This window comes from Roseateles sp. GW821-FHT09H11, assembly GCF_059415845.1.
The window spans coordinates 416,166-440,107 of the sequence record NZ_JBWKOA010000004.1 but is presented as its reverse complement, the minus strand read 5'-3'; the positions used below and the strand labels follow the sequence as shown (position 1 = coordinate 440,107).

Genomic DNA, 23,942 nt, shown 5'->3' with positions numbered 1-23,942 from the left:
CGCGCACGCGCTGCGCATGAAAGGGCCGCGATGATCTACGGCATCGGCACGGACGTCTGCGACATCCGGCGCATCCGGGAGACCTTCCAAAGGCGCGGCGTGCGCTTCGCCGAGAAGGTGCTGGGTCCGCACGAGATCGAGGTGTTCCGCGAGCGGTACGCCAAGGTCGAGGCGCGGGGCATCGCCTACCTGGCGACGCGGTTCTCGGCCAAGGAGGCGTTCTCGAAGGCGATCGGCATGGGCATGCGGATGCCGATGACGTGGCGCGCCTGCGAGATCGTCAAGGCGCGCAGCGGCAAGCCGGGCATCCAGCTGCACGGCGCGCTGGCCGAGTGGTTCGAGGCCAAGGGGCTGAGCGCGCACGTCAGCGTGAGCGACGAGACCGACTATGCGACGGCGTTCGTCGTCGTCGAGACACGCGATGGCACCGAGGCGCGATCCGGACGCGCAACCTGACAACGACAGCTGAAAGCGCGATGACGCGCGACCAACGAAAGAGACACAGTCAATGACCGAGCATCTTCATTCGCCCGTGATCCTGGACATCGCCGGCACGACGCTGACCGCGGACGACCGACGCCGGCTGGCCCATCCGCTGACGGGCGGGATGATCCTGTTCGCGCGCCACTTCGAGAACCGCGCGCAGCTGACCGCGCTGTGCGCGGAGGCGAAGGCGATCCGCCCCGATCTGCTGATCGCGGTGGACCAGGAGGGCGGTCGCGTCCAGCGTTTCCGCACGGACGGCTTCACGGCGCTGCCGGCGATGCGCGCGCTCGGCGAGCTGTGGATGGACGACGCGATGCGCGCGGTGCAGGCGGCGACGGCGACCGGCCTGGTGCTGGCACTGGAACTGCGGGCCTGCGGCGTCGACATGAGCTTCGCGCCGGTGCTGGACCTGGACCATCAGGACGCGGGCCGGCAGTCGATCAGCCCGGTGATCGGATCGCGCAGCTTCCACAGCGATCCGCGCGTGGTGAGCCTGCTGGCGCAGAGCCTGATGCAAGGCCTGGCACTGGCGGGCATGGCGAGCTGCGGCAAGCACTTCCCGGGACATGGGGCGGTGAGCGTCGATTCACACGTGGGCGTGCCGGTGGACACGCGGTCGCTGAAGGCGATCCTGGCGGAGGACGTGCGGCCCTTCGAATGGCTGAGCCTGAGCCTGTCGGCGGTGATGCCGGCGCACGTGATCTACCGCAAGGTGGACAGCCGGCCGGCGGGTTTCAGCCAGCGCTGGCTGCAGGACATCCTGCGCGACCGCCTGGGCTTCGCCGGCGCGGTGTTCAGCGACGACCTCGGCATGGCCGCGGCGCGCGTGATCGAAGGCCGCCCGGTGGGTTACGCGGAGGCGGCGCTCGCGGCGCTGGGCGCGGGCTGCGACCTGGTGCTGCTGTGCAACCAGAGCCTGGAGCAGGGCGGCCGCGCGATCGACGAGTTGCTCGACGGCCTGACCGACGCGCAGGCGAAGGGCACGTGGACGCCCGCGATCGACAGCGAAGCCCGCCGCGCGGCGCTGGTGCCGCAATCGGCCCCGCTGACGTGGGATGAGTTGATGCTGGCGCCGAGGTATCTGGAAGCGCTGGCGCGCTTGCCGTAAAACAGGAGAGCCCATGACGACAGTCTTCCGCTTCGACCGCGCCATCGCGCGACGCCTCGCCCTCGCGGCACTGGTGATGTCCGCCGTCTCGTCCGCGCACGCGCTCGACTGCGCCAACGCCGTGAGCACGGTGGACATGAACGACTGCGCCGCGCAGGAGCAGCAGCAGGTCGAGAAGCAGCTCAATGACGTCTATCGCCGCATGCTGGCGGAGACGCCGGCCAAGGTCGGCGGCGCCAAGCCGGCGAAGCCGAAGGAGAGCCTGGTCGCCGCGCAGCGCCTGTGGGTGAAGTTCCGCGAGGCCGACTGCAAGGCGGTGCTCGACTTGTGGTCCGAAGGTTCGATCCGCAACCTCCAGTACCTCGGCTGCATGCGCGATCACGCGCAGTTGCGAATCAAGCAGCTCGAGGCGTTCAAGACGCAGCCTTGAGCCACCGCGGCAACGCAGCAACGCGTCGCATTGTTTCGACGTCTGAACCAGTCATTCACTGCAGCTAGACTCGCCTCCAACTCACCCACAACGATTCGACCAGGGAGCGGGCCAGCATGTCGCTGACCATGGAGGGCGTGCTGGCGCTGGCGCCGGACGAGGCATCGGCGAAGGCCGCGCGGGGACTGACCTCGCCGGCCAAATGGCCGTTGCTCGGCGCCGATGACGCCGCCGTCTGGGGCGAGTGCCAGGGCAGCGGCTCCAAGCCGTATCAGACGCAGGTCGACCTCAACGGCCCCGCCTTCCGTTGCTCCTGCCCCAGCCGCAAGTTCCCCTGCAAGCACGGCCTCGCGCTGCTGATGCTGCGGGCGCAGGACGCCTCCCGCTTCACCCCTGCCGCGCCACCCGCCTGGGTCGCCGAATGGATCGCCTCCCGCGGCGAGCGCGCGCAGAAGAAGGAAGAACGCGACCAGCAGGCCGTCGAACGCGCCGCCGAACGCGCCGCGCAGATCGCCGACGGCGTCGATCCCGCGCAGGCGGCGTCGGCGCTCGCCGATCCCGACACCGCACTCCAGCGAGAGGCCCAACGCTGGCGCCGCATCGAGGACGCAGCAGCCGAACTGCAACGCTGGCTCGGCGACCAGATCGGTCGCGGCCTCGGCGCGCTCGACGATGCCGCGATCCGCGGCTGGCGCACGATGGCGGCGCGGATGGTGGATGCCCAGGCGCCGGGTCTCGGCCAGCGCGTCGTCGCTGCCGCGGAGGGCTGGCGCGTCGGCGCCGACTGGCCCGAACGCATGCTCGCCCGGCTCGGGCTGCTGCAGCTCGCCTGTGCGGGCATTGCGCGTCGCGGGGCGTTGCCCGAGCCCGTTCAGGCCGACCTGCGCACGGTCTGCGGCTGGCCGATCGAACAGGCGGAGGTTCTCGCCACCGGGGAACGCGTCACCGACCGTTGGACCGTGCTCGGCGTGATCGTGGAGGAGCGCGACGCGCGTCTGAACGAGCGCCGCGTCTGGCTGCGCGGCGACCGCTCGGGCCGGCGCGCGTGGCTGCTCGATCACACGCACGGCGGTCGCGGTTTCGACGGCATGTGGGTGGCCGGCATCGCCGCCGACCTGACGCTCGCCTTCTATCCCGGCAGTGCGCCGCTGCGAGCGCTGATCGCCGAGGCTTCACCGCCGCCCGAGCCGAAAGAAACGATCGGCACGGCCGGCACGGCCGGCACGATGGATCTCGACGGCTCGGAGGTCTGGCAGAACGAACGGCAGAACGAATGGCAGAACGAATGGCAGAACGAATGGCAGAACGAATGGCAGAACGAATGGCGACGCGTCGCCGAACGCGTGGCCGCCAATCCCTTCGCGCTGCTGCATCCCGTCGTGCTCGGGCATGCGACGCCGGTCGCGTCCGAGGCGGGCCCGCATCTCATCGCTGACGGCCGCGCCGTGCCGCTGCAGGTCGGCGATGCCGACTGGTGGTCGTTGATGGCCGTCGCCGGCGGGCACCCGATCGCGGTGATGGGCGAATGGGATGGCCGCGGGCTGCGTCCGCTGACCGCGTGGCGGTCGGGAGCGATGGGCCCTGCGTGGACGAGGAGCGCCGCATGAGCGCCTGGACGCCGCTGCTGCCCGTCGCGATGGTCGGCACCGATCGACAGCCGGGACCCTTGCCCGAATGGCCGGGTGAGATCGGCGCGCTCGTGGCGCTCGCGGCTCAGGCGGCCGATGTCGCCGGCCATCCGGCGGGCCAGGTCTTGCGCACGATGGCCGTCATCGCTCCGTGCGAGGCGGCCGGCATGCAGGATCGCGTCTGGACCGCGCCGTTGCCCGAGGCCGCCGCGGACGATCGCCTGGGCGTCGTGCCGGCGCGCGTCGACGGCGCCGCCGGCTCGCTGCACGCGCTACTGCGCTGGGTCCTGACCGAGGCGCCCGGGCGCCTTCAGCAGCAGGCGTTCATGGATCTGGCCGCGGCAGGCTTGCGCCTGCCCGAGAGCCTGCTGCCGTTGGCGCTCGACGTTGGACGCCGCGCGGTCGCCTTGCGAGCCCCGCTGCTGCCGGTGCTCGGCGAGCGCGGGCTGTGGCTGGCCCGGCAGCGCGAGGACTGGCACTACGCCGCGGGCGCCGGTGGCGACGCGCCCGGCGAGACGCACTGGACCGAAGGCACGCTGGAACAGCGCCGCGCGTTCCTGGCGCGCGAGCGCGCCGTCGATGCCGCCGCGGCCCGGAGCCGCCTGGAATCCGCGCTGACGGAACTCTCCGCGAAGGAGCGCGCCGACCTGGTGGCGCAACTGGCAGTCGGGCTCGGCATGGGGGACGAGGCGCTGCTCGATCGGCTGCGCGCCGACCGCAGCCGCGAGGTGCGCGACGTCGCGCTCGATCTGCTGCTGCGCCTGCCCGACGCCGCGCATCCGCGACGCGCGATCGAGCGGCTCGCGCCGCTCGTGCGCCGCGAGCGTGCGCTGCTGCGCCAGCACTGGGTCATCGACGCACCGCAAGCCGCGGCCGCCGACTGGCCGTCCGATCAGATCGTCGTCGCTCGTCCGTCCACCGAGAAGCTCGGCGAGCGCGCCTGGTGGCTCTATCAACTGGTGCGCCAGGTGCCGCTGGGCTGGTGGACCACGACGACCTCGATGACGCCCGCCGAATTGCTCGGCTGGGCCGCCAAGACCGATTGGAGCGAAGCGCTGATGCGCGGCTGGTTCGACGCACTGGCCGCGACGCGCGAGGTCGAGTGGTGCGAAGCCTTCCTCGATGCCTTGCAGGCGTCCGTCGGCAGTGCGGCTCAGGCGAACGTCCCGCTGCAGATGCATCAGACAGCGCAGGCGCTCAACTGGCTGCCGCAGGCCCGTCGCGAGCGCCACTGGCTGCGACATGTGCAGCAGGGCTCCTTGCCGCTGTCGGCACTGATCGCGGCGGCGAGCGGCGGAGAGACGCTCGGCACCGACCTCTCGCGCGCGCTGACCGGACAACTGCTGACGCGCGCCCGCGCCGGCACGCTGAAGGACGATTACGCCGTCCGCGCGATGCTGGTCGACTTCGGCGCGGTCGTTCATGCCGACAGCCTGTCCGCGTACGCGTCGCTGGCCGACATCCGCGCCGCCGACGAGACCGCCGCCCACGCGGAGCAGCTGCAGGCCGTCGCGCAGACGGCCGCGCTGCGCCGTGCCTTGCTCGCCCTGCCGAACGCCCTGTCTGACGCCCTGTCTGACGCCCACCAGCGCGCTCCCCAACCCGATTCGATCCCGAGGACCTCATGACGACTTCCACCGAGACCTCCGCCGCCTCGCAGCTCCTGCGCCGTCATGCGGAGCACCAGTTCGCCGAAGAGCTCGCCGAGCTGAAGCGCCAGGACACCCGCACGCGTCCGGAGAACTGGGCGATGTCGCCGTGGGCCGTCCTGCGCTACCTGATGGGCGGGAGGCTGGAGAACGGCTTCGAGGTCAGCGCCAAGTACATCGGCGACGAGCGGCTGATGGAGATCGCCATCGCCACGCTCGCGACCGATCGTGCGCTGCTGCTGTACGGCGTGCCGGGCACGGCGAAGTCGTGGGTGTCGGAGCACCTGTCGGCGGCGGTCAGCGGCGATTCGACGCTGCTGATCCAGGGCACCGCCGGCACCGGCGAGGAACAGCTGCGCTACGGCTGGAACTACGCGCAGCTGCTGGCCAACGGACCCAGCGAGGCGGCGCTGGTGCCCAGCCCGATGATGAAGGCGATGCGCGCCGGCAAGATCGCGCGCATCGAGGAACTGACGCGCATCCCCGCCGACGTGCAGGACAGCCTGATCACCGTGCTGTCCGAGAAGACGCTGCCGGTGCCGGAGCTGGGATCCGAGGTGCAGGCCACGCGCGGCTTCAGCGTGATCGCCACGGCCAACAACCGCGACAAGGGCGTCAACGAGCTGTCCGCCGCGCTGAAGCGCCGCTTCAACACCGTCGTGCTGCCGGTGCCGGCGAGCGAGGAGGCCGAGGTGTCCATCGTCGTCAAGCGCGTGGCCGAACTGGGCGTCGCGCTGCAGCTGCCCGCCGAGCCGCCGGCGCTCAAGGAAGTGCGGCGCATCGTGCAGATCTTCCGCGAGCTGCGCAACGGCCGCACCGAGGACGGCAAGACGCAGCTGAAGTCGCCCAGCGGCACGCTGTCGACGGCGGAGGCGATCTCCGTGATCAACAGCGGCATGGCGCTGGCCGGGCACTTCGGCGACGGCGTGCTGCGTCCGCGCGACGTCGCGTCGGGCCTGCTCGGCGCGGTCGTCAAGGATCCCGTGCAGGACCAGGTCGTCTGGAACGAATACCTCGAGACGGTCGTCAAGGAACGCACCGAGTGGAAGGACCTGTACCGCGCCTGCCGCGAGCAGTCCTGAGCCGGCGAGTCTCCCGAGATGTCCTGAGCGGTCATGAGCGATCCGGTCCATTACTTCGGCGTGCGGCACCACGGCCCCGGCTGCGCGCGCAGCCTGCTCGCCGCGTTCGAGGCGCTGAAGCCCGACTGCGTGCTGATCGAGGGTCCGCCCGAGGCGGACGGCCTCGTCGCTGCCGTGCTCGACCCCGCGATGGCGCCGCCGGTGGCGCTGCTGACGCACGGCGTGGAGGAATCCGGCCGCGCCGTCTATCACCCGTTCGCGAGCTTCTCGCCGGAGTGGCAGGCCTTGCGCTGGGCGGGCGTCGCCGGCGTGCCGGTGCGGTTCATCGATCTGCCGGTCGGTGTCTCGCTCGCTCTGGAGAAGGCGAGGGAAGAAGCGACGGCCGACACGCCCGATGCGGACGAGGCCCAGGCGGGCGCCGCGACGGAAGAGCCCATCGAACGCTCGACGCGCCGCGGCGATCCGCTGGACTGGCTCGCGCGCGCGGCCGGGTACGCCGACGGCGAGACCTGGTGGAACCACATGGTCGAGGAGCGCGGCGACGGCGAGGACCTGTTCGCCGCAATCTCGGAGGCGATGACGACCTTGCGCGCCGAGTCCGGCGACGACGAGACGCTCGATCCCCGGACGCCGCACGCGCATCGCGAGGAGCTGCGCGAGGCCCACATGCGGCAGTGCATCCGCGCGGCGCGCAAGGAGGGCTTCGCGCGCATCGCGGTCGTCTGCGGCGCGTGGCACCTGGGGGGCTTGCGGGCCGAGGTCACCGCGAAGGCCGACCAGGCGCTGCTCAAGGGCCAGCCCAAGCTCAAGGTCACGAGCACCTGGGTGCCGTGGACCTACCGGCACCTCGCGCGGGAAAGCGGCTACGGCGCCGGCATCCACTCGCCCGGCTGGTACGAACACCTGTGGCTCAGCGGACTCGACGGCGAGCGCCGTCCCCGTGCGATCGGCTGGCTGGCGCGCGTGGCGCGGCTGATGCGCGAGCGTGATCTCGATTGCTCCTCCGCCCATCTGATCGAGGCGGCCCGGCTCGCCGACACGCTGGCCGCGTTGCGGCAGCGGCCCGCGCCGGGCCTGGACGAATTGCACGAGGCGACGCGCACCGTCATGACGCTGGGCGACGAGGCGGTGCTCGGTTTCATCCGCGACGAGCTGGTCATCGGCGATCGCCTCGGGAGCGTGCCGTCCGACGTGCCCACCGTACCGCTGCAGCGCGATCTGGAGCAGCTGCAGAAGTCGCTGCGCATGAAGCCCGAGGCGACGCAGAAGACGCTGGACCTCGACCTGCGCCAGCCCAACGACCTCGCGCGCAGCCACCTGCTGCACCGGTTGCGGCTGATCGATCTGCCGTGGGGCGAGATCGCGCGCACGGGCAAGTCCTCGCGCGGCACCTTCCACGAGATCTGGACGCTGCAGTGGCAGCCGGAGTTCGCGCTGCGCGTGATCGAGGCGAGCCGCTGGGGACAGTCCGTCGCGTGGGCGGCCACGACCGCGGTGGCCGAGCGCTGCGGGCGTGGTGCGACGTTCGGAAATGCCAACCGGGCGAACGGCGCCAACGGCAGCGGTGGTGCCGGTGGTGCCGGCAGTGCGGTGAGCGCGCTGAGTGCCGGCAAGGGCCCCACGCTCGCCGCGTTGGCCGAGCTGGTCGATCGCGTGCTGCTGGCCGACCTGCCGGAGGCGGTGACGATCGCGTCCCGCGCGCTGCAGGACCATGCCGCCGTCACCGGCGATGCCGACCAGTTGCTGGGCGCGTTGCCGCCGCTGGCCAACGTCTTCCGCTACGGCAACGTGCGGCAGACCGATGCGGCGATGGTGGGGCAGGTCTTCGACGGCCTCGTGACGCGCGCGGCGATCAGCCTGCCGCTGATGGGCGACTCGCTGGACGAGGCCGCGGCGGAACAGGTCCGCGATCGGCTTCTTGGCGCGCAGGCGGCGGTGCGGCTGCGCGATCCGGGTCGCCAGTCCGAGCCGTCGACGCAGTGGCGGGCCGCCATCGCGCAACTGGCCGGCCGCGAGGGCGCACACGCGCTGCTGCGCGGCCTCTGCACGCGACTGCTGCTGGACGACGGCCTGATCACGGCGGACGACGCCGGCACGGCGATGTCCTTGCAGCTGTCGCGCGCGGCGGAGCCGGCCAGGGCCGCTGCGTGGCTCGATGGATTCCTCAATCGCAATGCCGTCGTGCTGCTGCATCACGACGGCGTCTGGCCGCTGGTCGACGCGTGGCTGAGCGGGCTCGACGACGAGCACTTCATCCGCGTGCTGCCGCTGGTGCGTCGCACCTTCGCGCATTTCGACGCGGGCGAGCGACGCGACCTCGGTCAGCGCGCGGCACGCAAGGGCGGCGGTGCCGGCGCCGTGATGGCAGCGGCGGAGTGGGACGAAGCGCGCGCGGCGCTGCCCCTGCCGTTGCTGCGAGTGATGCTGGGAGTGGATGCATGAGCGCGCCTGACGACTTGAAGGACCCGACGCCCGTCGTGACCGGCTCCGCGACGACGACCGATGCGGATCGCCTGCGCCGATGGCGCCTGGTGCTCGGCGGCGAAGCCGAGGACAGCTGCGGCGGCCTGAACGGCGACGCGGTGGAGATGGACCAGGCGCTGAGCGCGCTCTACGGCGACGGCGGCGGCCTGGGCGACGACCGCCGCGGCGGTCGCGGCAACTCGGCGCCGCGCGTGGCGCGCTGGCTCGGCGATATCCGCAAGTACTTCCCCAGCACGGTGGTGCAGGTGATGCAGAAGGACGCGCTGGAGCGTCTGCACCTGCGCGACATGCTGCTGCAGCCGGAGATGCTGCAAGGCGTGCAGCCGGACGTGCACCTGGTCGCGAACCTGATGGCCCTGTCGCGGGTGATCCCGGCGGGAACGAAGGAGACGGCGCGTCGTGTCGTGCGTCAGGTCGTCGACGAGCTGATGAAGCGGCTCGAGGAGCCGATGCGGGCGGCGGTGACCGGTGCGCTCGACCGCAGCCAGCGCAACCGCCGGCCGCGGCTGTCGGAGATCGACTGGCACCGCACGATCCGCGCCAACCTGCGGCACTGGCAGCCGGAGCTGCGCACCGTGATCCCGGAGACGCTGCACGGCTACGGCCGCAAGGCGCGGCGTCCGCAGCGCGAGGTGGTGTTGTGCATCGACCAGAGCGGGTCGATGGCGAACTCGGTCGTGTATTCGAGCATCTTCGGCGCGGTGCTCGCGTCGCTGCCGGCGGTGAGCACGAAGCTGGTGGTCTTCGACACGGCGGTGGTCGACATGACCGAGCAGCTCGACGATCCGGTCGATCTGCTGTTCGGCGTCCAACTGGGCGGGGGCACCGACATCAACGGTGCGGTGGCCTATTGCCAGTCCCTGATCCGGGAACCGCGCAACACGATCTTCGTGCTGATCTCCGACCTGTACGAAGGCGGCGTCGAGCCGCAGCTACTGCGCCGCGCTGCGTCCCTGGTCGAGAGCGGCGTGCAGTGCGTGGCCCTGCTGGCGCTGAGCGACGAGGGCGCGCCGGCCTACGACCGTGCGCTCGCGGCCAAGCTGGCGGCGCTGGGCGTGCCGTCGTTCGCGTGCACGCCGGATGCCTTCCCGGGCCTGATGGCCGCGGCCATCCGGCGCGACGACATCGGCGCGTGGGCGGCGGGGCAGGGGATCGTGACGGCGGCCAAGGGCGCCTGAGCCGCGCCCGTGGGCGTCGGTGCCGGACGGACGATCGGCCTGCCGGCTCGTCTCAGACTCGGACTCAGCGGCCGCCCGCGCCCTGCGCCATCTTCGCGAAGTACGCCGACTGGCCGGTCTTGTTGAGCTGGTACCAGGCCTCGAGCGTCTCGGGCTCGTAGATGTCGAGCGTGTCGAAGATCGCGCGGGCGAAGTCCAGCGCCGACATGCCGCCCGCGGTGATCAAGCCGCGGTCGATCACGACGGGCTCGTCGACGTAGCGGTCGCTGCCGGCGTACTCGTCGACACCCTTCAGGTAGGACAGCGCATTGCTCGTGTGCTGCCGATCGTCCAGCACGCCGAGCCGCGCGAGGCCCGCCGTCGCACCGCAGATCGCGGCGACGCGCTTGCCGGCGTCGAGGAACTCCTTGGCCTTCTTCGCCGCTTCCATGTGCTCGCCCTTGTCCCAGCCGGCGCCGCCGGGAAGGATCAGCAGCTCGCTGTCGTCGGGGAACAGCGTCGACAGGCGGATGTCGGGCATCACCGACAGCCCGCCCATCGACCGCGCCAGGTTGGCGCCGGCTGCGGCGACGGTCTTCACCTGCCAGTCGCCGGGCGTCTTCTGGAATTCGGGCGTGTTGATGCCCGCGACCGCGTAGGCGGCCTCCCAGTCGGCGAAGCCTTCAAAGAGGTAGAGATGGACGGTGCGGGTGGGGGCGGTGGTGCTCATGCCGACATGGCGGCAAGGTGCGTGCCCGCCGGCCAGACCCTGGAGAAACCGCGCATGACGGCGTCACAAGGCGTGGGCGACACTCGCCGGATGGATCTCACTGTTGTCTCCTTGCGCGACGGCGAAACGCTCGGCGATCGCTTCCTGAAGGTCAACCATGCGGGCGAGCACGGCGCCGTGCATATCTACGCGGGGCAGATCCTGATGGCGCGCATCCGGGCACGCTCGATGCTCCCCGCGCTGTGCGAGTTCAAGGCGCATGAGGAAGGTCATCGGGCGATCTTCTGGCGCGAGCTGCAGCGCCGAGGTCGGCCGCGGTGCCGCAGCTACTGGCCATGCGCCCTCGGCGGCTTCGGGCTGGGCCTCGTGACCGGCCTGCTCGGCCGCCGGGCCATCGCGGCGACCACGGTCGCCGTCGAGCGCGTCGTGCTGGCCCATCTCGACGCCCAGGTCGCCTGCCTGCAAGGGAAGGACGCAGCGGCGGTCGACGCCATCGCCGCGATCGTGGCCGAGGAGCGTGAGCATTGCGATGCCTTCGCTGACGAGCTCGGCGAAGGCTCGTTGTGGGTGACGCTGCTCACGCCGGTCGTGGCCGCGTCGACGAAGACGGTCATCTGGCTCGGCTTGCGCTTGTGAGGCGGACCCACGCGCCGGCGCACCCTGTGACCGCCAGCGTCAACGCAGCCGCGCCAACATCGCCTCCAGCGCCGGCTGCGACAGCTCGCCGGTGCGTTTCCCGACGAGCTTCCCCGAGGCATCGAAGAGCAGCGTGGTGGGATAACCCGCCTGCTTGAACACCGCACTGGCCTGCCGGCGCTCGTCGATGGCGACGTTGCTCAGGGTCAGGCGCTGTTGGCCCAGCCACTTCGCGACGTGGGCCGCGTCCTCGCCCTGGTTGATGAAGACGAAGCGCACATCGGGCCGCTCGCGCTGCGCCTGCGCAAGCATCGGCATCTCGCGGATGCACGGCCCGCACCAGGTGGCCCACAGGTTGATCAGCACGGGCCTCCCGCGCAACGCGGCGAGATCGATCGGCTCGCCGTTCAACTGCTCGAAGCGCAAGGCCGGCAGCGGTTCGGCGGCAGGCCGCATGGCGAGCTGGATCTGTCCCGCGATCACGATCGCGGTGCCCAGCGCCAGCGGCGCGGTCGCCGAGAGCCGCATCGCCGGCGCGTTCCTCAACTTGAAGGTCACGTACATCCACATCGCGACGATGCCGACCTCGGGCGACCAGCCGCCGTCGCGCAGGTTGAGGATGCTGAGCGGATGCTCGGCGTACAGCTCCTTGTACTGGTAGAGGAAGCCGAGCCGCGCGAACACGATGGCAACCCACAGGCCGCGCCACAGCAGCGGCCCTGCGTCCTGCCCGCGCTTGCGCATGAGGAAGGTCGCGACGGTCAGCGATGCGGCCACCGCCGCGCACAGGTGCAGAAAGGCCCATGGCAGTACCAGCGGGCCGATGGCGACGGCCTCGTTCATCGCGGGCAGTCGGGTGAGCGGGCGGACGCGCGGTCGGTCACCGGGTCGGATCAGGTGGCGAAGATCCCGTCCGTGGACGCGAAGCCCTTGACCTCGATCGGATTCCCCGATGGGTCGAGGAAGAACATCGTCGCCTGCTCGCCGGGCTGGCCGGCGAAGCGGATGCTGGGCTTGAGCACGAACTCGATGCCGCGCGTCTCCAGCCGGTCCGCGAGCGCGCGCCAGTCCGGCATCGCCAGGATCACGCCGAGGTGCGGCATGGGGACCAGGTGATCCCCGACCTTGCCCGTGTTGCCTGTCTTGAACGGCTCGCCGAGGTGCAGCGAGATCTGGTGGCCGAAGAAATCGAAATCGACCCAGGTGTCGGTGCTGCGGCCCTCCTCGCAGCCGAGCACACCGCCGTAGAAGGCGCGGGCATCGTCGAGGTCGCGCACGTGATAGGCCAGGTGGAACACGGATCGCATGGGGACTCCCGGGCAGGGGTGATCGATCGGACGATCCTAGCCCCGAAGCCGCGCCCGCTAACATCGGACTCCTCTGTGTCGTGCGCTTGGGAGATCGGTGTGGATGTGACCAGCTGGTTGGGCTTTGTCAGTGTGGCGCTGTTCGTCACGTTCACGCCGGGGCCGGCGGTGCTGATGGCGATCTCGAATTCGCTCAGCGTCGGGCCGCGGCGCGCGATGGTCGGATCGCTGGGCAATGCGATCGGGCTGCTGGCCGTGTCCGCGGCGACGACGGCGGGCCTCGGCGTCCTGCTGAGCACCTCGGCCCAGGCCTTTCTGGTCGTGAAGCTGCTCGGCGCCTGCTACCTGATCTGGCTGGGCATCAAGCAGTGGCGCCAGGGCGCGCGGATGTCGATGGCCACGGGCGACGCCGCCGCGGCGGAGGTCGCCGGCCTGTCGCGCCAGGCGCTCTTCCTGCGCGGCATCATGGTCGCGCTGACCAATCCCAAGGCCATCCTGTTCTTCACCGCGCTGTTCCCGCAGTTCATGAACCACCCGGAGACGGCGCTGCGCGACTTCGTCGTGCTGACGGTGACCTTCTCGTCCTGCGCGGTGCTGGCGCACGCGTTCTACGTGCTGCTCGCGCGGGCGCTGCGGCGGGGGCTGGCGTCGCCGACGCGGGTGAAGCTGATGAACCGGACCTTCGGCGCGTGCTTCGTCGCGCTGGGCGTCAGCCTGATCGGCTGGCGCGGCCGGACGCAGTGAGCGCGGCGCGGCCATGTTCTCGCATGTGTTCATCGGCGTCGCCGACTTCGATCGCGCCATCGGTTTCTACGCGCCGCTGATGGCCGTGCTGAACCTGCCGCAGCGCTTCCGCGATGACAGCCGACCGTGGGCGGGATGGCAGTCGGTGCCCGGGCCGCGTCCTCTGTTCCTCATCGGCCGGCCATTCGACGAACTCGCGCCCGCCGCCGGCAACGGTCACATGACCGCGTTCATGGCCGACACGCGCGCGATGGTCGACGCGGCACATGCCGCGGCCCTCGCGCACGGCGGCACTTGCGAAGGACCGCCCGGTCTGCGCCCCGACTATCACGAGCACTACTACGGCGCCTACTTCCGCGATCCGGATGGGAACAAGCTGTGCGTGGTGTGTCATGCGGCGCAGCCGGTCTGACATGCCGCTTCCCCGCACCGTCTGCTGGATCCCCCTCTGGAACGACGCGCAGCCCGGCGTCGGCATCGAGCACCTGCTGCTCTCCGACGGGCGAGCCGACGGCGTCGTGATCGCGGTCGATGAAGAGGCCGGACCGTTCCGTCTCACCTATAGGCTGGACTGGGATGAGTCTTGGCGATTGCGCGAAGCGACCTTGTCCCTCATCGACGACGAGGGCGGTGCCCTCCGTGCGATGCAGTTGAAGACCGACGGCAGTGGCCATTGGCAGGACGGTGCGGGGCGTGTCCTCGCCGAACTCGACGGATGCCTCGACATCGACATCTGGCCCACGCCGTTCACCAACAGCTTTCCGATTCGCCGCGTCCCGTTGGCCGTCGGGGAACGACGCGAGTTCCGCATGGCCTGGGTCGACGGCACCGCGCTGACCGTGCGCCCGCAGGCGCAGGCCTATACACGGCTCGACGAGCGGCTCTATCGCTTCGAGTCGCTCAACGGCTCGGGCTTCGAGGCGGAGTTGCCGGTGGATGAAGACCTGCTGGTCCTGGACTACCCGGGTCTTTTCAGGCGTCATCGTGACTGATGCGGAAGGTCGCGATACTGCGCGACCCCGCCGACCGTTGCCTCCACACCATGAGTTTCCAAGCCGCGTTCCTCGACTACCTCCACCGCTACGCCGCCAAGGACCTCGACGGCATTGCCGCGATGTTCTCGGAGGACGTCGCGCTGCGCGATTGGAATCTCTCGGTGACGGGGCGCGATGCCGCGATCGCGGAGACGCGCAAGAACTTCGAGTCCGCTGCCTCGATCCACATCGAGGTGCTTCGGGTGCTGGAGAGCGGGAGCTCGGTGGCCGGCGAATTGCGCATCCTCGTCGACGGGCACATCGAGCTGTTCGTCGTCGATGTGCTGGACTTCGATGCGGAAGGCCGGATCACGGCGATCCGGGCCTTCCTCGGGCGGGGCGACTGAGCGTGCCCGTCGCGCGCGGCGTCATTCGTCGGCGGTGAGCCGCACCAGCAAGGCACCGACGCTCGCCACCGTCGCCAGGCCCGTGACGCCAATCCATCCCCAGTGCGTGAGCAGCACGCCGCCCAGCGCCGCGCCGGTCGCCATGCCGATGAACATGCCCGTGAACAGCAATGCGTTGAGGCGGCTGCGCGCGGCCGGATCGAGCCCGTAGACGATCGTCTGGTGGGCGACCAGCGCGGCCTGCACGCCGAAGTCGAAGACGATCGCGAGCACCACCAGCACGACGATCGCCGCGCCGCGGTCCAGCCACGCCGTCACCGACATCGCGGCGAAGGAGAGCGCCACCAGCAGCGAGCCCAGCTTGGTCACCACGCCGGGGCCGCGCTTGTCGGCGATGCGTCCCGCCAGCGGCGCAGCCAGCGCACCCGCCGCGCCCGCCAGGCCGAACGCGCCCGACACCGCGCTGCCCAGCCCGAAGCGCTCGTGCAGCATCACCGCCAGCGTCGACCAGAACGCGCTGAACGCCACGGCCAGCAGCGCCTGGGCGATGGCAGCACGACGCAGCGTCGGCAGCGTCCGCCACAGGCCGCCGAGCGAGCTCAGCAGCGCGCCATACGTCGTGCGCATCACCGGTGGCGAGGACGGCAGCCAGCGCCAGCTGGCCAGGCCCGCGACCGTCAGCGCCAGCGCCGCCAGGCCGTAGACCCAGCGCCAACCCAGCGCCTGCGCGATCACGCCGCTCATCACGCGCGACAGCAGGATGCCGAGCAGCAGTCCCGTCATCACCTGACCGACAATGCGGCCGCGATGCTCCGCGGGGCTCAGCGAGGCGGCCATCGGCACGACGTCCTGTGCCAGCGTCGCTGTCAGTCCGAGCACCGCGCTCGCGACCAGGAAGGGCGCGAAGCCCGGCGCGAAACCGCACAGGAGCAGCGTGGCGATCAGCAGCACGAACTTGGTCAGGATGACCTTGCGGCGATCGAAGCGGTCGCCGAGCGGCGTCAGCAGCAGGATGCCGGCCGCGTAGCCCAGCTGCGTCAGCATCGGCACCGCGCCGATGCCGGCCGTCGAGGCGTGCAGGTCCTCGGCGAGTGGCGCCAGGATCGGCTGGCTGTAGTACAGCGACGCGGCGCCGAGGCCCGCCGACGCCGCCAGCAGCACGATCAGCGGCGTGGACGGGGTGGCGGGGTCGCGCGGCGCGGCGGCGGCGGCGTTTGAAGACATGGGAAGGCTGGACATGGCAACTCCCGAAGGATGGGTCAAGATGGCGTGAAGAGGAAGGAGGCGAGGTGGGTGAGCACCCGATGACCCGCATTCTTCGGATTCAAGGCCTTGGCGGGAACCGGTCCGGCTTGCACAGCGCCCATACGCACGGCGTATAAAGCGAGCCATGAACGACGCCAACCGGGACAGCGGCCAGGACCGCCTCGCACTGCTGCAGACCTTTCTCCGCGTGGCGGAGGCGGGCAGCTTCTCCGCCGCCGCGCTGCAGCTCGCGACCACGCAGCCGACCGTCAGCCGCCGCGTGCAGATGCTGGAGTCGCTGCTCGGCGCCCGGCTCGTCGAGCGCTCCACGCGCGGGCTCCGCTTGACGGAGGAGGGCGAGCGCTGCGCCGCGCAGGCGCAGGACCTGATCGACGGCTGGCAGTCCCTCGCGGAAGAACTCGAAGGCGGCGAGGAGCTGTCCGGCACTCTTCGGCTGCGCGTGCCGCATGCCTTCGGGCAGAGTCAGCTGATCGAGCCGCTCGCGGCTTTCCTCACCAAGCACCCGCGCGTGTCGGTGGAGTGGATGCTGCAGGACCAGTTGCCGGACTTCAGCCGCGAGAACGTCGACTGCTCGCTGCTGGTCGGCGAGATCAGTCAGCCCAACCTGGTCGCCACGCAACTGGCCGAGATTCCCCGCGTGCTGGTGGCGACGCCGCAGCTCGCGAAGAAGCTGCCGAAGGGCCTGGGCAAGCGGCCGCCGGAGGAGATCGCCGAACTGCTCGGCGAGCAGCCGTGGCTGGCGCTGCTGGCGTTCTATCGCGACGGCGTGGATCTGCGCGCCGCAGACGGCGAGGCGCGGATGCACATCGCGTTCCGTCCGCGCCTGGGGACGGACAGCCTCTTCGCGCTGATCGAATCGGCACGTCGCGGATTGGGCCTCGCGCTGGTGTCGCAGTGGGCCGTCTTCGACGACATGGCCGAAGGGCGTCTCGTGCGCGTGCTGCCCGAGTGGTGCGCGACGCCGCTGCCGATCTCGCTGGTCTATCCCTCGCGCCGGCTGCAGCCCGCCCGGCTGCGCGCGTTCCTGCAGGTGATGCGCGAGGTCATCCCAACCATGCGCGGCATGCGCGAAGTCCGCCGCCGCGCCAGGACGTGAGTGCTTCCACCTCCACAAGTTGAGGATCACGACGACTCATCCGTCGCACATCTCGACCAAGAGCCTCAGAACCAGCCAGTGCCAGGGCTTGCCGCGATGCGTAGATTGCTGGCTCTGGCTGTGCAACTTGAGATGAGAGGGCTTATGCAAATCAAAATGTTCATCGCACTGCGCCGTGCCGGCGTGTCCGAGAGCGACGCGCACGCCGCCACTGATGCCGTGGGCGACGAGATCAAGGCGAGGTTTCAGGACGTGAAGGACGAACTGGCATCCAAGAAGGATGTGGACAAGGCCAAGACGGAAATCCTGTCGGTGATGGAGCGGCGATTCGGCGCCCATTTGTGCTGGACCATCGTGACCATCGGCGGAGGTTTTGGAGTTCTGGGGATCGTGCTCAACCTGTACCGGTTGCTTCCATGACCTGCCGAAGAAAGAAGAAGACCGCCCGAGGGCGGTCTTCTTCATGGTGCCGTTGAATCTTCCGATCAACGACGAGCGAGCGATCAGCCCTTGGTCGCGGGCTTCGCCGGCGCGGCCGGCTTCTTCGCTCCCGGCGGCAGCGCCTTGCCGTTGCCGGTCATGGACATCTCCATGTCCATGCGCATCTTGTTGCCCTGCGGGCCGGCCATGTCCACGCCCATCGTCATCGCCATCGTGCTGCGCACCATCAGGCGATCCGCGAGCCGCAGGTCCATCTTGCCGCGGCCCGAGCCGGTCATCGCGCCCTCCACCGGACCCGCCGGCGCCGACGCGCCCGAGGCCGCCGGTGCCGGCGCGGCGAAGCTCATGTCCATCCGCACGTCCACGTCGAACGACGCGATGCCCTTGTTCACCGACGTCAGCGTGTACCGGCCCAGCAGCTTGCCGGCCTTCGACGACGCCATCGGCAGGTTCATGTCGATCGGCATCTCGAGGGTCTCGCCGACCTTCAGCGACTTGCCGTTGAACTTGCGCATCCAGTCGAAGCTCTGGTTGAAGATCTTCTCCTGCATCTCCTTGCTCAGCGCCTGCGCCTGCCCGGCGTTGGACAGCTGCAGATCGATCTTCTCGAACTGGTCGTCCTTCAGCTGCGCGCTGAAACGCATCGGGCCCTGCGGCGGCATCGGCCGCGCTTGACCCGTGCCGTCGCGCATCTCGCTCTGGAGCGTGGTGACCTCGGCGTTGAGCGTGTAGGCGCCGTCAGGGCCCTTCGCCGTCGTCGACAGGTCTTGACGCATGCCCATCTTCATCGTGATGGGCATCGAGGCCTTCATCTGCGCCATCTGCGCGCGCTGCTGCTCGGTCGCGTTCGGCGGCAGCTGCATGGACATGTTCATCTTCATGTCCATGGCGATGTCCACCTGCTGCCGCGTCGACGGCAGCGGCACCATGTTGAGCCTGACGCTGTCCTGCGCCATCGCGGCGGGCACCGCCACCGCGGCCTGCACCGCCAGCGCGGCGACGAGGGAAAGGATTCGAGCCATGTGCGTGTCTCCCTGGATGTGCTTGAGTCTGCGTGATTCCGCGTGAATCTTCGTGAATCTGCCGGGGCGGTGGACCGTCAGCTCCGGTAGTTGTCCTGCATCCGGTACCCGCGCGCATACAGCGCGAAGAGCAGCGCCGCGAGCAGCGCGAAGCCGGCGAAGAAGAACATCTGGAAGGCCGTGACGCTGGTGCCCGTCGACTGGATGTAGGCCGTCACTGCCGCGCCCTTGACGCTGGAGTTGGCCAGCAGCACCCACAGGTTGCCGATCGTCACCGACAGGTTCCAGAAGCTCGTGATCACGCCCTTCATCGCCAGCGGCGCCTGACTGTAGGCGAACTCCAGACCGGTCGCCGACACCAGCACCTCGCCCAGCGTGAGCAGCGCGTAGGGCAGCACCTGCCAGGTGATGTCGACCGCGTGGCCGCCGTCGATCCACAGCTGCAGGCCGCCGACCACGATCCAGGCGAGGCCCGCGAACGCGATGCCCGCGCCCATGCGGCGCAGCGCGGTGACCCTCAGGCCCAGCTTCGACAACAGCGGATACAGCACCAGGTTGTTGAACGGGATCAGGATCATGACCAGCGCTGGATTCAACGCCTGCATCATCGAGGACTTGAACCACTCGGGCTTGGCCATCTGGTCGGCCTGCAGCACCCAGGTCGAGGCCTTCTGGTCGAACAGGGACCAGAACGGCGTGACCAGCGCGAACAGCACCAGCAGGCGCAGCACCGTGCGCACGCCTTCGACGGCCTCGGCCGGGTGCACCGCGCGGGCGCGCTCCAGCTGCATCCACGCGCCGATACCGCCGAAGCCCATCACGAGCACCAGCGCCGAGCAGAACGCGATCACGAAGCCGAGGTTGGGCGTCAGCAGGAGCGCGCCGATGGCCAGCACCACGCCCAGCCCCGCGACGAACAGCCCGCCGCGGCCCTGGCCGGGCGCCTGCGACAGCAGCGCCGTGCGCACGACCTTCAGGAAGCCGTGGGGGTCGCGGTGCGACTCGCCGGCCGGGACGTGCGTGTACTTGCGGCGGCCGCTCCAGAAGATCACCGTCGCGAGGAACATCAGCGCGCCCGGGATCCCGAAGGCCACGCTCGCGCCGAACTTGTCCAGGAAGATCGGCATCAGCAGCGACGCGAAGAACGAGCCGAAATTGATGATCCAGTAGAAGGCGTCGAAGACCTTCTGCGCCAGCGTGCGGTTGCTCTTGTCGAACTGGTCGCCGATGAACGAGCTCACCAGCGGCTTGATGCCGCCCGAGCCCAGCGCGATCAGGAACAGGCCGAAGTAGAAGCCGTGCAGGTTGTTCTCGAAGATCGCCAGGCAGGCATGGCCGGCGCAGTACACCAGGCTCAGCCAGAAGATGGTGTTGTACTTGCCGAAGAAGCGGTCCGACAGCCAGCCACCCAGCAGCGGGAAGAAGTAGACGCCGATGACGAAGGTGTGGAACACCTCCTTGGCCTCGCCCTTGCGCAGCGGCTCCGGGATCGCCAGCAGCAGGCTGGTCATCAGGAACACCGTCAGGATGTTGCGCATCCCGTAGAAGCTGAAGCGCTCGCAGCCCTCGTTGGCGATGATGTACGGGATCTGCGGCGGCATCTTCGGCTTGGCCTTCGCCGCCGAGTCTGCCGCGCCTGCCGCGTCGCCCCCAGGGGCGGCGATGGTGGAGGAGGTGTTCAAGAGTCTGTCTCCGTCATGTCGCGAGGCGCTCGTGACGCCCCAAAAGGAAAGCCGCCGGGCAGGGCCTCGGCGGCTTGGCGGCGAACACCGGTGGGTGTCCGCCGCGATCTTCAGTCGATCAACCGGCCTTCATCAGGCGCGATCGTCGTTGCTTTACGCTTCGAAGGGCAGCTTGATCTGGTTGAGATCCTTGCGGGTCTCGACCAGCACCAGCGGGCCCTCGTCGACCACCACCACCGGCGCGGGCTCGCGGCCCAGCGGCGCGGCGGCCGGCTCGGCAGCCATCGCAGCCTTGGCGGCGGCGATCTTGTCGGCGTCGCTGTTGACCCAGACCAGGCCGGCGCCTTCGGCGACGGCGCTGAGCTCGGTCATCGGCAGCTCGAAACGAGGCACCGAGGCCGGGGCCGGCGCGGCTGCCGCGATGGCAGGCGCAGCGACCGGCGTCGGGGCAGGGGCCTGGACCGGAGCCGGCGTCGGCGCGACAGCGGCCACCGGCGCTTGCACCGGTGCCTGCTTCGGCTCGTCGCCCAGTTCCAGCTGACGCGGCGCGGCGCCGGCATCCAGCACGATGCCGTCCAGCGCGGCGACTGCCGGCGACGGAGCGACGTCGCCCGCGGCGTTCACGCCATCGACCGGCGCGCCTTCACCTTCGCCTTCGCGGCGGTCACGGCGATAACGGTCGCGACCACGGCCACGACGGCGGCCCTGGCCTTCCGCGCTGCCTTCCGCGCCTTCCTCGCCGGCCGGGGCGTCGCCCTCGACCACCGGGGCCGCGGCGGACTCGGCGCCATCAGCGAACGAGGTCTCGCCGGTCGGGGCCTGGCCTTCGACCAGCGCGCCTTCGACCTGCTCCGCGCCCTCGACGCCTTCACCGCGATCACGGTTGCCGCGACGACGACGACGACGGCCTTGGCGCTCGTCGCCGGCTTCGCCCAGCGGCGTCTCCAGCGGTTGCGTGTCGGCGAAGGCGATCGGCGACTCGACGTTGGCCGCTTCGGTGCCGGCCAGCGTGGCGAGTTGCTCCTGGTTCACGTCGGCGGGGCGTTCCTCGCGGCGGCGGCGGCCTTCGCCGCGCTCGCCCCGGTCACCGCGCTCGGCGCGTTCCGGACGGTCGCCACGCTCCGGACGATCACCGCGTTCGGTGCGTTCCTGACGCGGCGCGCCTTCGACGGCCTGTTCCGGCTTGTCGGCGCGTTCGTTGCGGCGCGGACGGTCACCGCCGCGCTCGCCACGGTCGCCGCCACGGTCACCACGCTCTGCACGCTCGCCGCGCTCGGCGCGATCACCACGCTCGGCGCGATCGCCGCGTTCCGGACGCTCGGCGCGACCTTCCTGCTGCGGCTTGCCTTCGCCGCGCGGCTTGCCGTCGCGGGCCTTCTGTTCACCGCGCTCGCCGCGTTCACCGCCAGCGCGTTCACCACGCTCGCCGCGTTCGCCACGGCGGTTGCGATCACCGCCACGGCCGCCGTTGCGGTCGCGATCACCACCGCGTTCGCCACGCTCACCGCGCTCGCCACGTTCCTTCTTGGCGGGCTCGGTCGACTTGGCCGCGGGGGCCGGCGCCGGTGCGGGCGCAGGCTCGCCACCGAACAGGCTCTTGATCCAGCCGAAGAAGCCACCACCGGCGGCCACGGGCGCGGCCGCGGCGGCAGGCGCCGCCACCGGGGCGGCAGCCACCGGCTCGACGGCCTTGGGCGCGGGCGCGACCGGCATCGGGGCCGGCTGCTCCGGCAGGATGCCCTTGATCAGCGGCTCCTGCTTGTTCTTCTTCTCGGCGCCGCGGCGGGTGATGCTTTCCTCTTCCTGCTGCTCCTCGATCATCGTGTAGCTCGCCTGCAGGTTCTCCAGGCGGGGATCGTCGTGGCGCAGGCGCTCGAGCTTGTAGTTCGGCGTGTCGAGGTGACGGTTGGGCACCAGCAGCACGGTCACGCGCTGCTTGAGCTCGATCTTGGTGATCTCGGTGCGCTTCTCGTTGAGCAGGAACGAGGTCACTTCCACCGGCACCTGCACGTGCACGGCGGCGGTGTTGTCCTTCATGGACTCTTCCTGGACCATGCGCAGGATCTGCAGCGCGGAGGACTCCGTGTCGCGGATGTGGCCGGTGCCGTTGCAGCGCGGGCAGGTGATGTGGCTGCCTTCGCTCAGCGCCGGGCGCAGGCGCTGGCGGCTCAGTTCCAGCAGGCCGAACTTGCTGATCGAGCTGAACTGCACGCGGGCGCGATCCTGGCGCAGCGCGTCGCGCAGGCGCTGTTCGACCTCGCGGCGGTTCTTGGACTCCTCCATGTCGATGAAGTCCACGACGATCAGGCCGCCCAGGTCCCGCAGACGCATCTGGCGCGCGATCTCGTCGGCGGCTTCCAGGTTGGTGCGGGTGGCGGTTTCCTCGATGTCGCCGCCACGGGTGGCGCGCGCCGAGTTCACGTCCACCGAGACCAGCGCCTCGGTGTGGTCGATCACGATGGCGCCGCCCGACGGCAGGTTCACCGTGCGGCTGAAGGCCGTCTCGATCTGGTGCTCGATCTGGAAGCGGCTGAACAGCGGCGCGTCGTCACGGTAGCGCTTGACCTTGTGTGCCGTCTCCGGCATCACGTGCGACATGAACTGGTGGGCCTGTTCGAAGATGTCGTCCGTGTCGATCAGGATCTCGCCGATGTCGGCGGTGAAGTAGTCGCGGATCGCGCGGATCACCAGCGACGACTCCTGATAGATCAGGAAGGCGCCCTTGCCGCCCGACGCTTCGTCGATGGCGGTCCAGAGCTTGAGCATGTAGTTCAGGTCCCACTGCAGCTCGGCGGCGGAACGGCCGATGCCGGCGGTGCGGGCGATCAGCGACATGCCCTTCGGGTACTCGAGCTGGTCGAGCGCGTCCTTCAGCTCTTCACGGTCCTCGCCCTCGATGCGGCGCGAGACGCCGCCGCCGCGCGGGTTGTTGGGCATCAGCACCAGGTAGCGGCCGGCCAGCGACACGAAGGTCGTCAGCGCCGCGCCCTTGTTGCCGCGCTCTTCCTTCTCGACCTGGACCAGCAGCTCCTGGCCTTCCTTGATCACGTCCTGGATCTTGGCGGAGCGCACGTCGGCGCCTTCGCGGAAGTAGGTGCGCGAGATTTCCTTGAACGGCAGGAAGCCGTGGCGGTCCTCGCCGTAATCGACGAAGCAGGCCTCCAGCGACGGCTCGACGCGCGTCACGACCGCCTTGTAGATGTTGCCCTTGCGCTGTTCACGGCCTTCGATCTCGGTCTCGAAGTCCAACAGCTTCTGGCCATCGACGATGGCCAGGCGACGCTCTTCCTGCTGCGTCGCGTTGATCAGCATGCGTTTCATCAGTTCTCCTCCACGCCAGGGCGTTGCCGCTGACGCGCGTACCTCAGAACCGCCGCCGGAGATTCACCGGCGGGCGATTCGACCGATGCACGAGAAACGCGAAAGAACCAATGAAAGGATCGCCCTGGACTGCAAATTGAACGGCTCGTTCGACCGTTCAGCGATGCAGCGTTGGCGCGTGCGCCGCGGGCCCCGGATCGGCTGTTTGGGTCCTCAAGCGCGCCGACTGAGGCGCGACCCGACCACGGCCGGAGCCTGGCGTGTGGACGAAGCCAACACGCGCTCGCAGGCG

22 protein-coding genes are annotated in these 23,942 nt (G+C 70.0%); 15 read left to right on the top strand and 7 right to left on the bottom strand.

All coding sequences use genetic code 11. From position 1 onward, the window contains the following. The first annotated feature begins 30 nt into the window (after nucleotides 1–30). The 8 genes from acpS to AC07PR_RS15885 all read left to right on the top strand — a co-directional run bounded on the left by acpS (nucleotide 31) and on the right by AC07PR_RS15885 (nucleotide 10,045). Nucleotides 31–456 (top strand): holo-ACP synthase, encoded by a 426-nt coding sequence (gene acpS, locus AC07PR_RS15920; RefSeq protein ID WP_483108972.1) that lies wholly within the window; start codon nucleotides 31–33, stop codon nucleotides 454–456. Between the two features lie 52 nt (nucleotides 457–508). After that, nucleotides 509–1,594: a beta-N-acetylhexosaminidase gene (gene nagZ, locus AC07PR_RS15915; protein WP_495135846.1), complete on the top strand. Its 1,086-nt coding sequence runs from the start codon at nucleotides 509–511 to the stop codon at nucleotides 1,592–1,594. Nucleotides 1,595–1,607: 13 nt separating this feature from the next. Beyond that, nucleotides 1,608–2,024: a lysozyme inhibitor LprI family protein gene (locus AC07PR_RS15910; RefSeq protein ID WP_495135845.1), complete on the top strand. Its 417-nt coding sequence runs from the start codon at nucleotides 1,608–1,610 to the stop codon at nucleotides 2,022–2,024. Between the two features lie 116 nt (nucleotides 2,025–2,140). After that, a complete protein-coding gene (locus tag AC07PR_RS15905; protein ID WP_495135844.1) occupies nucleotides 2,141–3,631 on the top strand; it encodes an SWIM zinc finger family protein in 1,491 nt (496 codons plus the stop codon). After that, nucleotides 3,628–5,280, top strand: a complete 1,653-nt coding sequence (locus AC07PR_RS15900) for a DUF5691 domain-containing protein (protein WP_495135843.1) — start codon at nucleotides 3,628–3,630, stop codon at nucleotides 5,278–5,280. Before AC07PR_RS15905 ends, AC07PR_RS15900 begins: the two co-directional genes overlap by 4 nt. Beyond that, nucleotides 5,277–6,383, top strand: coding sequence for an ATP-binding protein (locus AC07PR_RS15895; RefSeq protein WP_495135842.1), 1,107 nt, complete (start codon nucleotides 5,277–5,279; stop codon nucleotides 6,381–6,383). Before AC07PR_RS15900 ends, AC07PR_RS15895 begins: the two co-directional genes overlap by 4 nt. A 33-nt stretch (nucleotides 6,384–6,416) precedes the next feature. Next, complete coding sequence (locus tag AC07PR_RS15890) at nucleotides 6,417–8,825, top strand: DUF5682 family protein (protein WP_495135841.1); 2,409 nt, start codon at nucleotides 6,417–6,419, stop codon at nucleotides 8,823–8,825. Continuing rightward, complete coding sequence (locus tag AC07PR_RS15885; RefSeq protein WP_495135840.1) at nucleotides 8,822–10,045, top strand: VWA domain-containing protein; 1,224 nt, start codon at nucleotides 8,822–8,824, stop codon at nucleotides 10,043–10,045. The genes AC07PR_RS15890 and AC07PR_RS15885 overlap by 4 nt, the downstream gene beginning before the upstream one ends. A gap of 64 nt (nucleotides 10,046–10,109) precedes the next feature. Here AC07PR_RS15885 and AC07PR_RS15880 read toward each other — a convergent pair whose 3' ends face one another. Continuing rightward, a complete protein-coding gene (locus tag AC07PR_RS15880; RefSeq protein WP_377157358.1) occupies nucleotides 10,110–10,754 on the bottom strand; it encodes a DJ-1/PfpI family protein in 645 nt (214 codons plus the stop codon). A 21-nt stretch (nucleotides 10,755–10,775) separates the two neighbouring features. Between AC07PR_RS15880 and AC07PR_RS15875 the strand changes: the two genes are divergently transcribed. After that, nucleotides 10,776–11,390, top strand: a complete 615-nt coding sequence (locus tag AC07PR_RS15875) for a demethoxyubiquinone hydroxylase family protein (RefSeq protein ID WP_495135839.1) — start codon at nucleotides 10,776–10,778, stop codon at nucleotides 11,388–11,390. 39 nt (nucleotides 11,391–11,429) lie between these two features. On the opposite strand, the gene AC07PR_RS15870 is transcribed toward AC07PR_RS15875, so the two are convergent. After that, a complete protein-coding gene (locus AC07PR_RS15870; RefSeq protein ID WP_495135838.1) occupies nucleotides 11,430–12,233 on the bottom strand; it encodes a prolipoprotein diacylglyceryl transferase family protein in 804 nt (267 codons plus the stop codon). 50 nt (nucleotides 12,234–12,283) lie between these two features. Next, nucleotides 12,284–12,697 carry a VOC family protein gene (locus AC07PR_RS15865; protein ID WP_431101886.1) on the bottom strand — a complete coding sequence of 138 codons (414 nt, stop codon included), beginning with the start codon at nucleotides 12,695–12,697 and terminating at the stop codon, nucleotides 12,284–12,286. 99 nt (nucleotides 12,698–12,796) lie between these two features. Here AC07PR_RS15865 and AC07PR_RS15860 point away from each other — a divergent pair, with 99 nt between their 5' ends. Genes AC07PR_RS15860 through AC07PR_RS15845 form a run of 4 tightly spaced genes read left to right on the top strand, consistent with a single transcriptional unit; the run spans nucleotide 12,797 to nucleotide 14,822 of the window. Beyond that, nucleotides 12,797–13,441 carry a LysE family translocator gene (locus AC07PR_RS15860; RefSeq protein WP_495135837.1) on the top strand — a complete coding sequence of 215 codons (645 nt, stop codon included), beginning with the start codon at nucleotides 12,797–12,799 and terminating at the stop codon, nucleotides 13,439–13,441. 13 nt (nucleotides 13,442–13,454) lie between these two features. Further along, a complete protein-coding gene (locus AC07PR_RS15855) occupies nucleotides 13,455–13,853 on the top strand; it encodes a VOC family protein (protein ID WP_431101888.1) in 399 nt (132 codons plus the stop codon). A 1-nt stretch (nucleotide 13,854) separates the two neighbouring features. Then, nucleotides 13,855–14,433, top strand: coding sequence for a putative glycolipid-binding domain-containing protein (locus tag AC07PR_RS15850; RefSeq protein ID WP_495135836.1), 579 nt, complete (start codon nucleotides 13,855–13,857; stop codon nucleotides 14,431–14,433). Nucleotides 14,434–14,483: 50 nt separating this feature from the next. Further along, a complete protein-coding gene (locus tag AC07PR_RS15845) occupies nucleotides 14,484–14,822 on the top strand; it encodes a nuclear transport factor 2 family protein (protein WP_495135835.1) in 339 nt (112 codons plus the stop codon). A gap of 21 nt (nucleotides 14,823–14,843) precedes the next feature. On the opposite strand, the gene AC07PR_RS15840 is transcribed toward AC07PR_RS15845, so the two are convergent. After that, the gene (locus tag AC07PR_RS15840; RefSeq protein WP_495135834.1) at nucleotides 14,844–16,061 is read right to left on the bottom strand and encodes an MFS transporter; all 1,218 of its coding nucleotides are present in this window, start codon (nucleotides 16,059–16,061) and stop codon (nucleotides 14,844–14,846) included. Nucleotides 16,062–16,212: 151 nt separating this feature from the next. Here AC07PR_RS15840 and AC07PR_RS15835 point away from each other — a divergent pair, with 151 nt between their 5' ends. Both AC07PR_RS15835 and AC07PR_RS15830 read left to right on the top strand, forming a co-directional pair. Continuing rightward, entirely contained in the window at nucleotides 16,213–17,184 is a 972-nt protein-coding gene (locus tag AC07PR_RS15835) for a LysR family transcriptional regulator (RefSeq protein ID WP_495135833.1), read from the top strand. Nucleotides 17,185–17,340: 156 nt separating this feature from the next. Continuing rightward, complete coding sequence (locus tag AC07PR_RS15830) at nucleotides 17,341–17,604, top strand: hypothetical protein (RefSeq protein ID WP_495135832.1); 264 nt, start codon at nucleotides 17,341–17,343, stop codon at nucleotides 17,602–17,604. Between the two features lie 83 nt (nucleotides 17,605–17,687). Here the strand turns inward: AC07PR_RS15830 and AC07PR_RS15825 are convergent, their stop codons facing one another. From AC07PR_RS15825 to AC07PR_RS15815, 3 genes are all read right to left on the bottom strand, one after another. After that, entirely contained in the window at nucleotides 17,688–18,647 is a 960-nt protein-coding gene (locus AC07PR_RS15825) for a hypothetical protein (RefSeq protein WP_495135831.1), read from the bottom strand. A gap of 77 nt (nucleotides 18,648–18,724) precedes the next feature. Continuing rightward, nucleotides 18,725–20,248 (bottom strand): POT-type proton-dependent oligopeptide transporter, encoded by a 1,524-nt coding sequence (locus AC07PR_RS15820; RefSeq protein ID WP_495135967.1) that lies wholly within the window; start codon nucleotides 20,246–20,248, stop codon nucleotides 18,725–18,727. A gap of 234 nt (nucleotides 20,249–20,482) precedes the next feature. Further along, entirely contained in the window at nucleotides 20,483–23,650 is a 3,168-nt protein-coding gene (locus tag AC07PR_RS15815; protein WP_495135830.1) for an Rne/Rng family ribonuclease, read from the bottom strand. Nucleotides 23,651–23,942 lie beyond the last annotated feature (292 nt).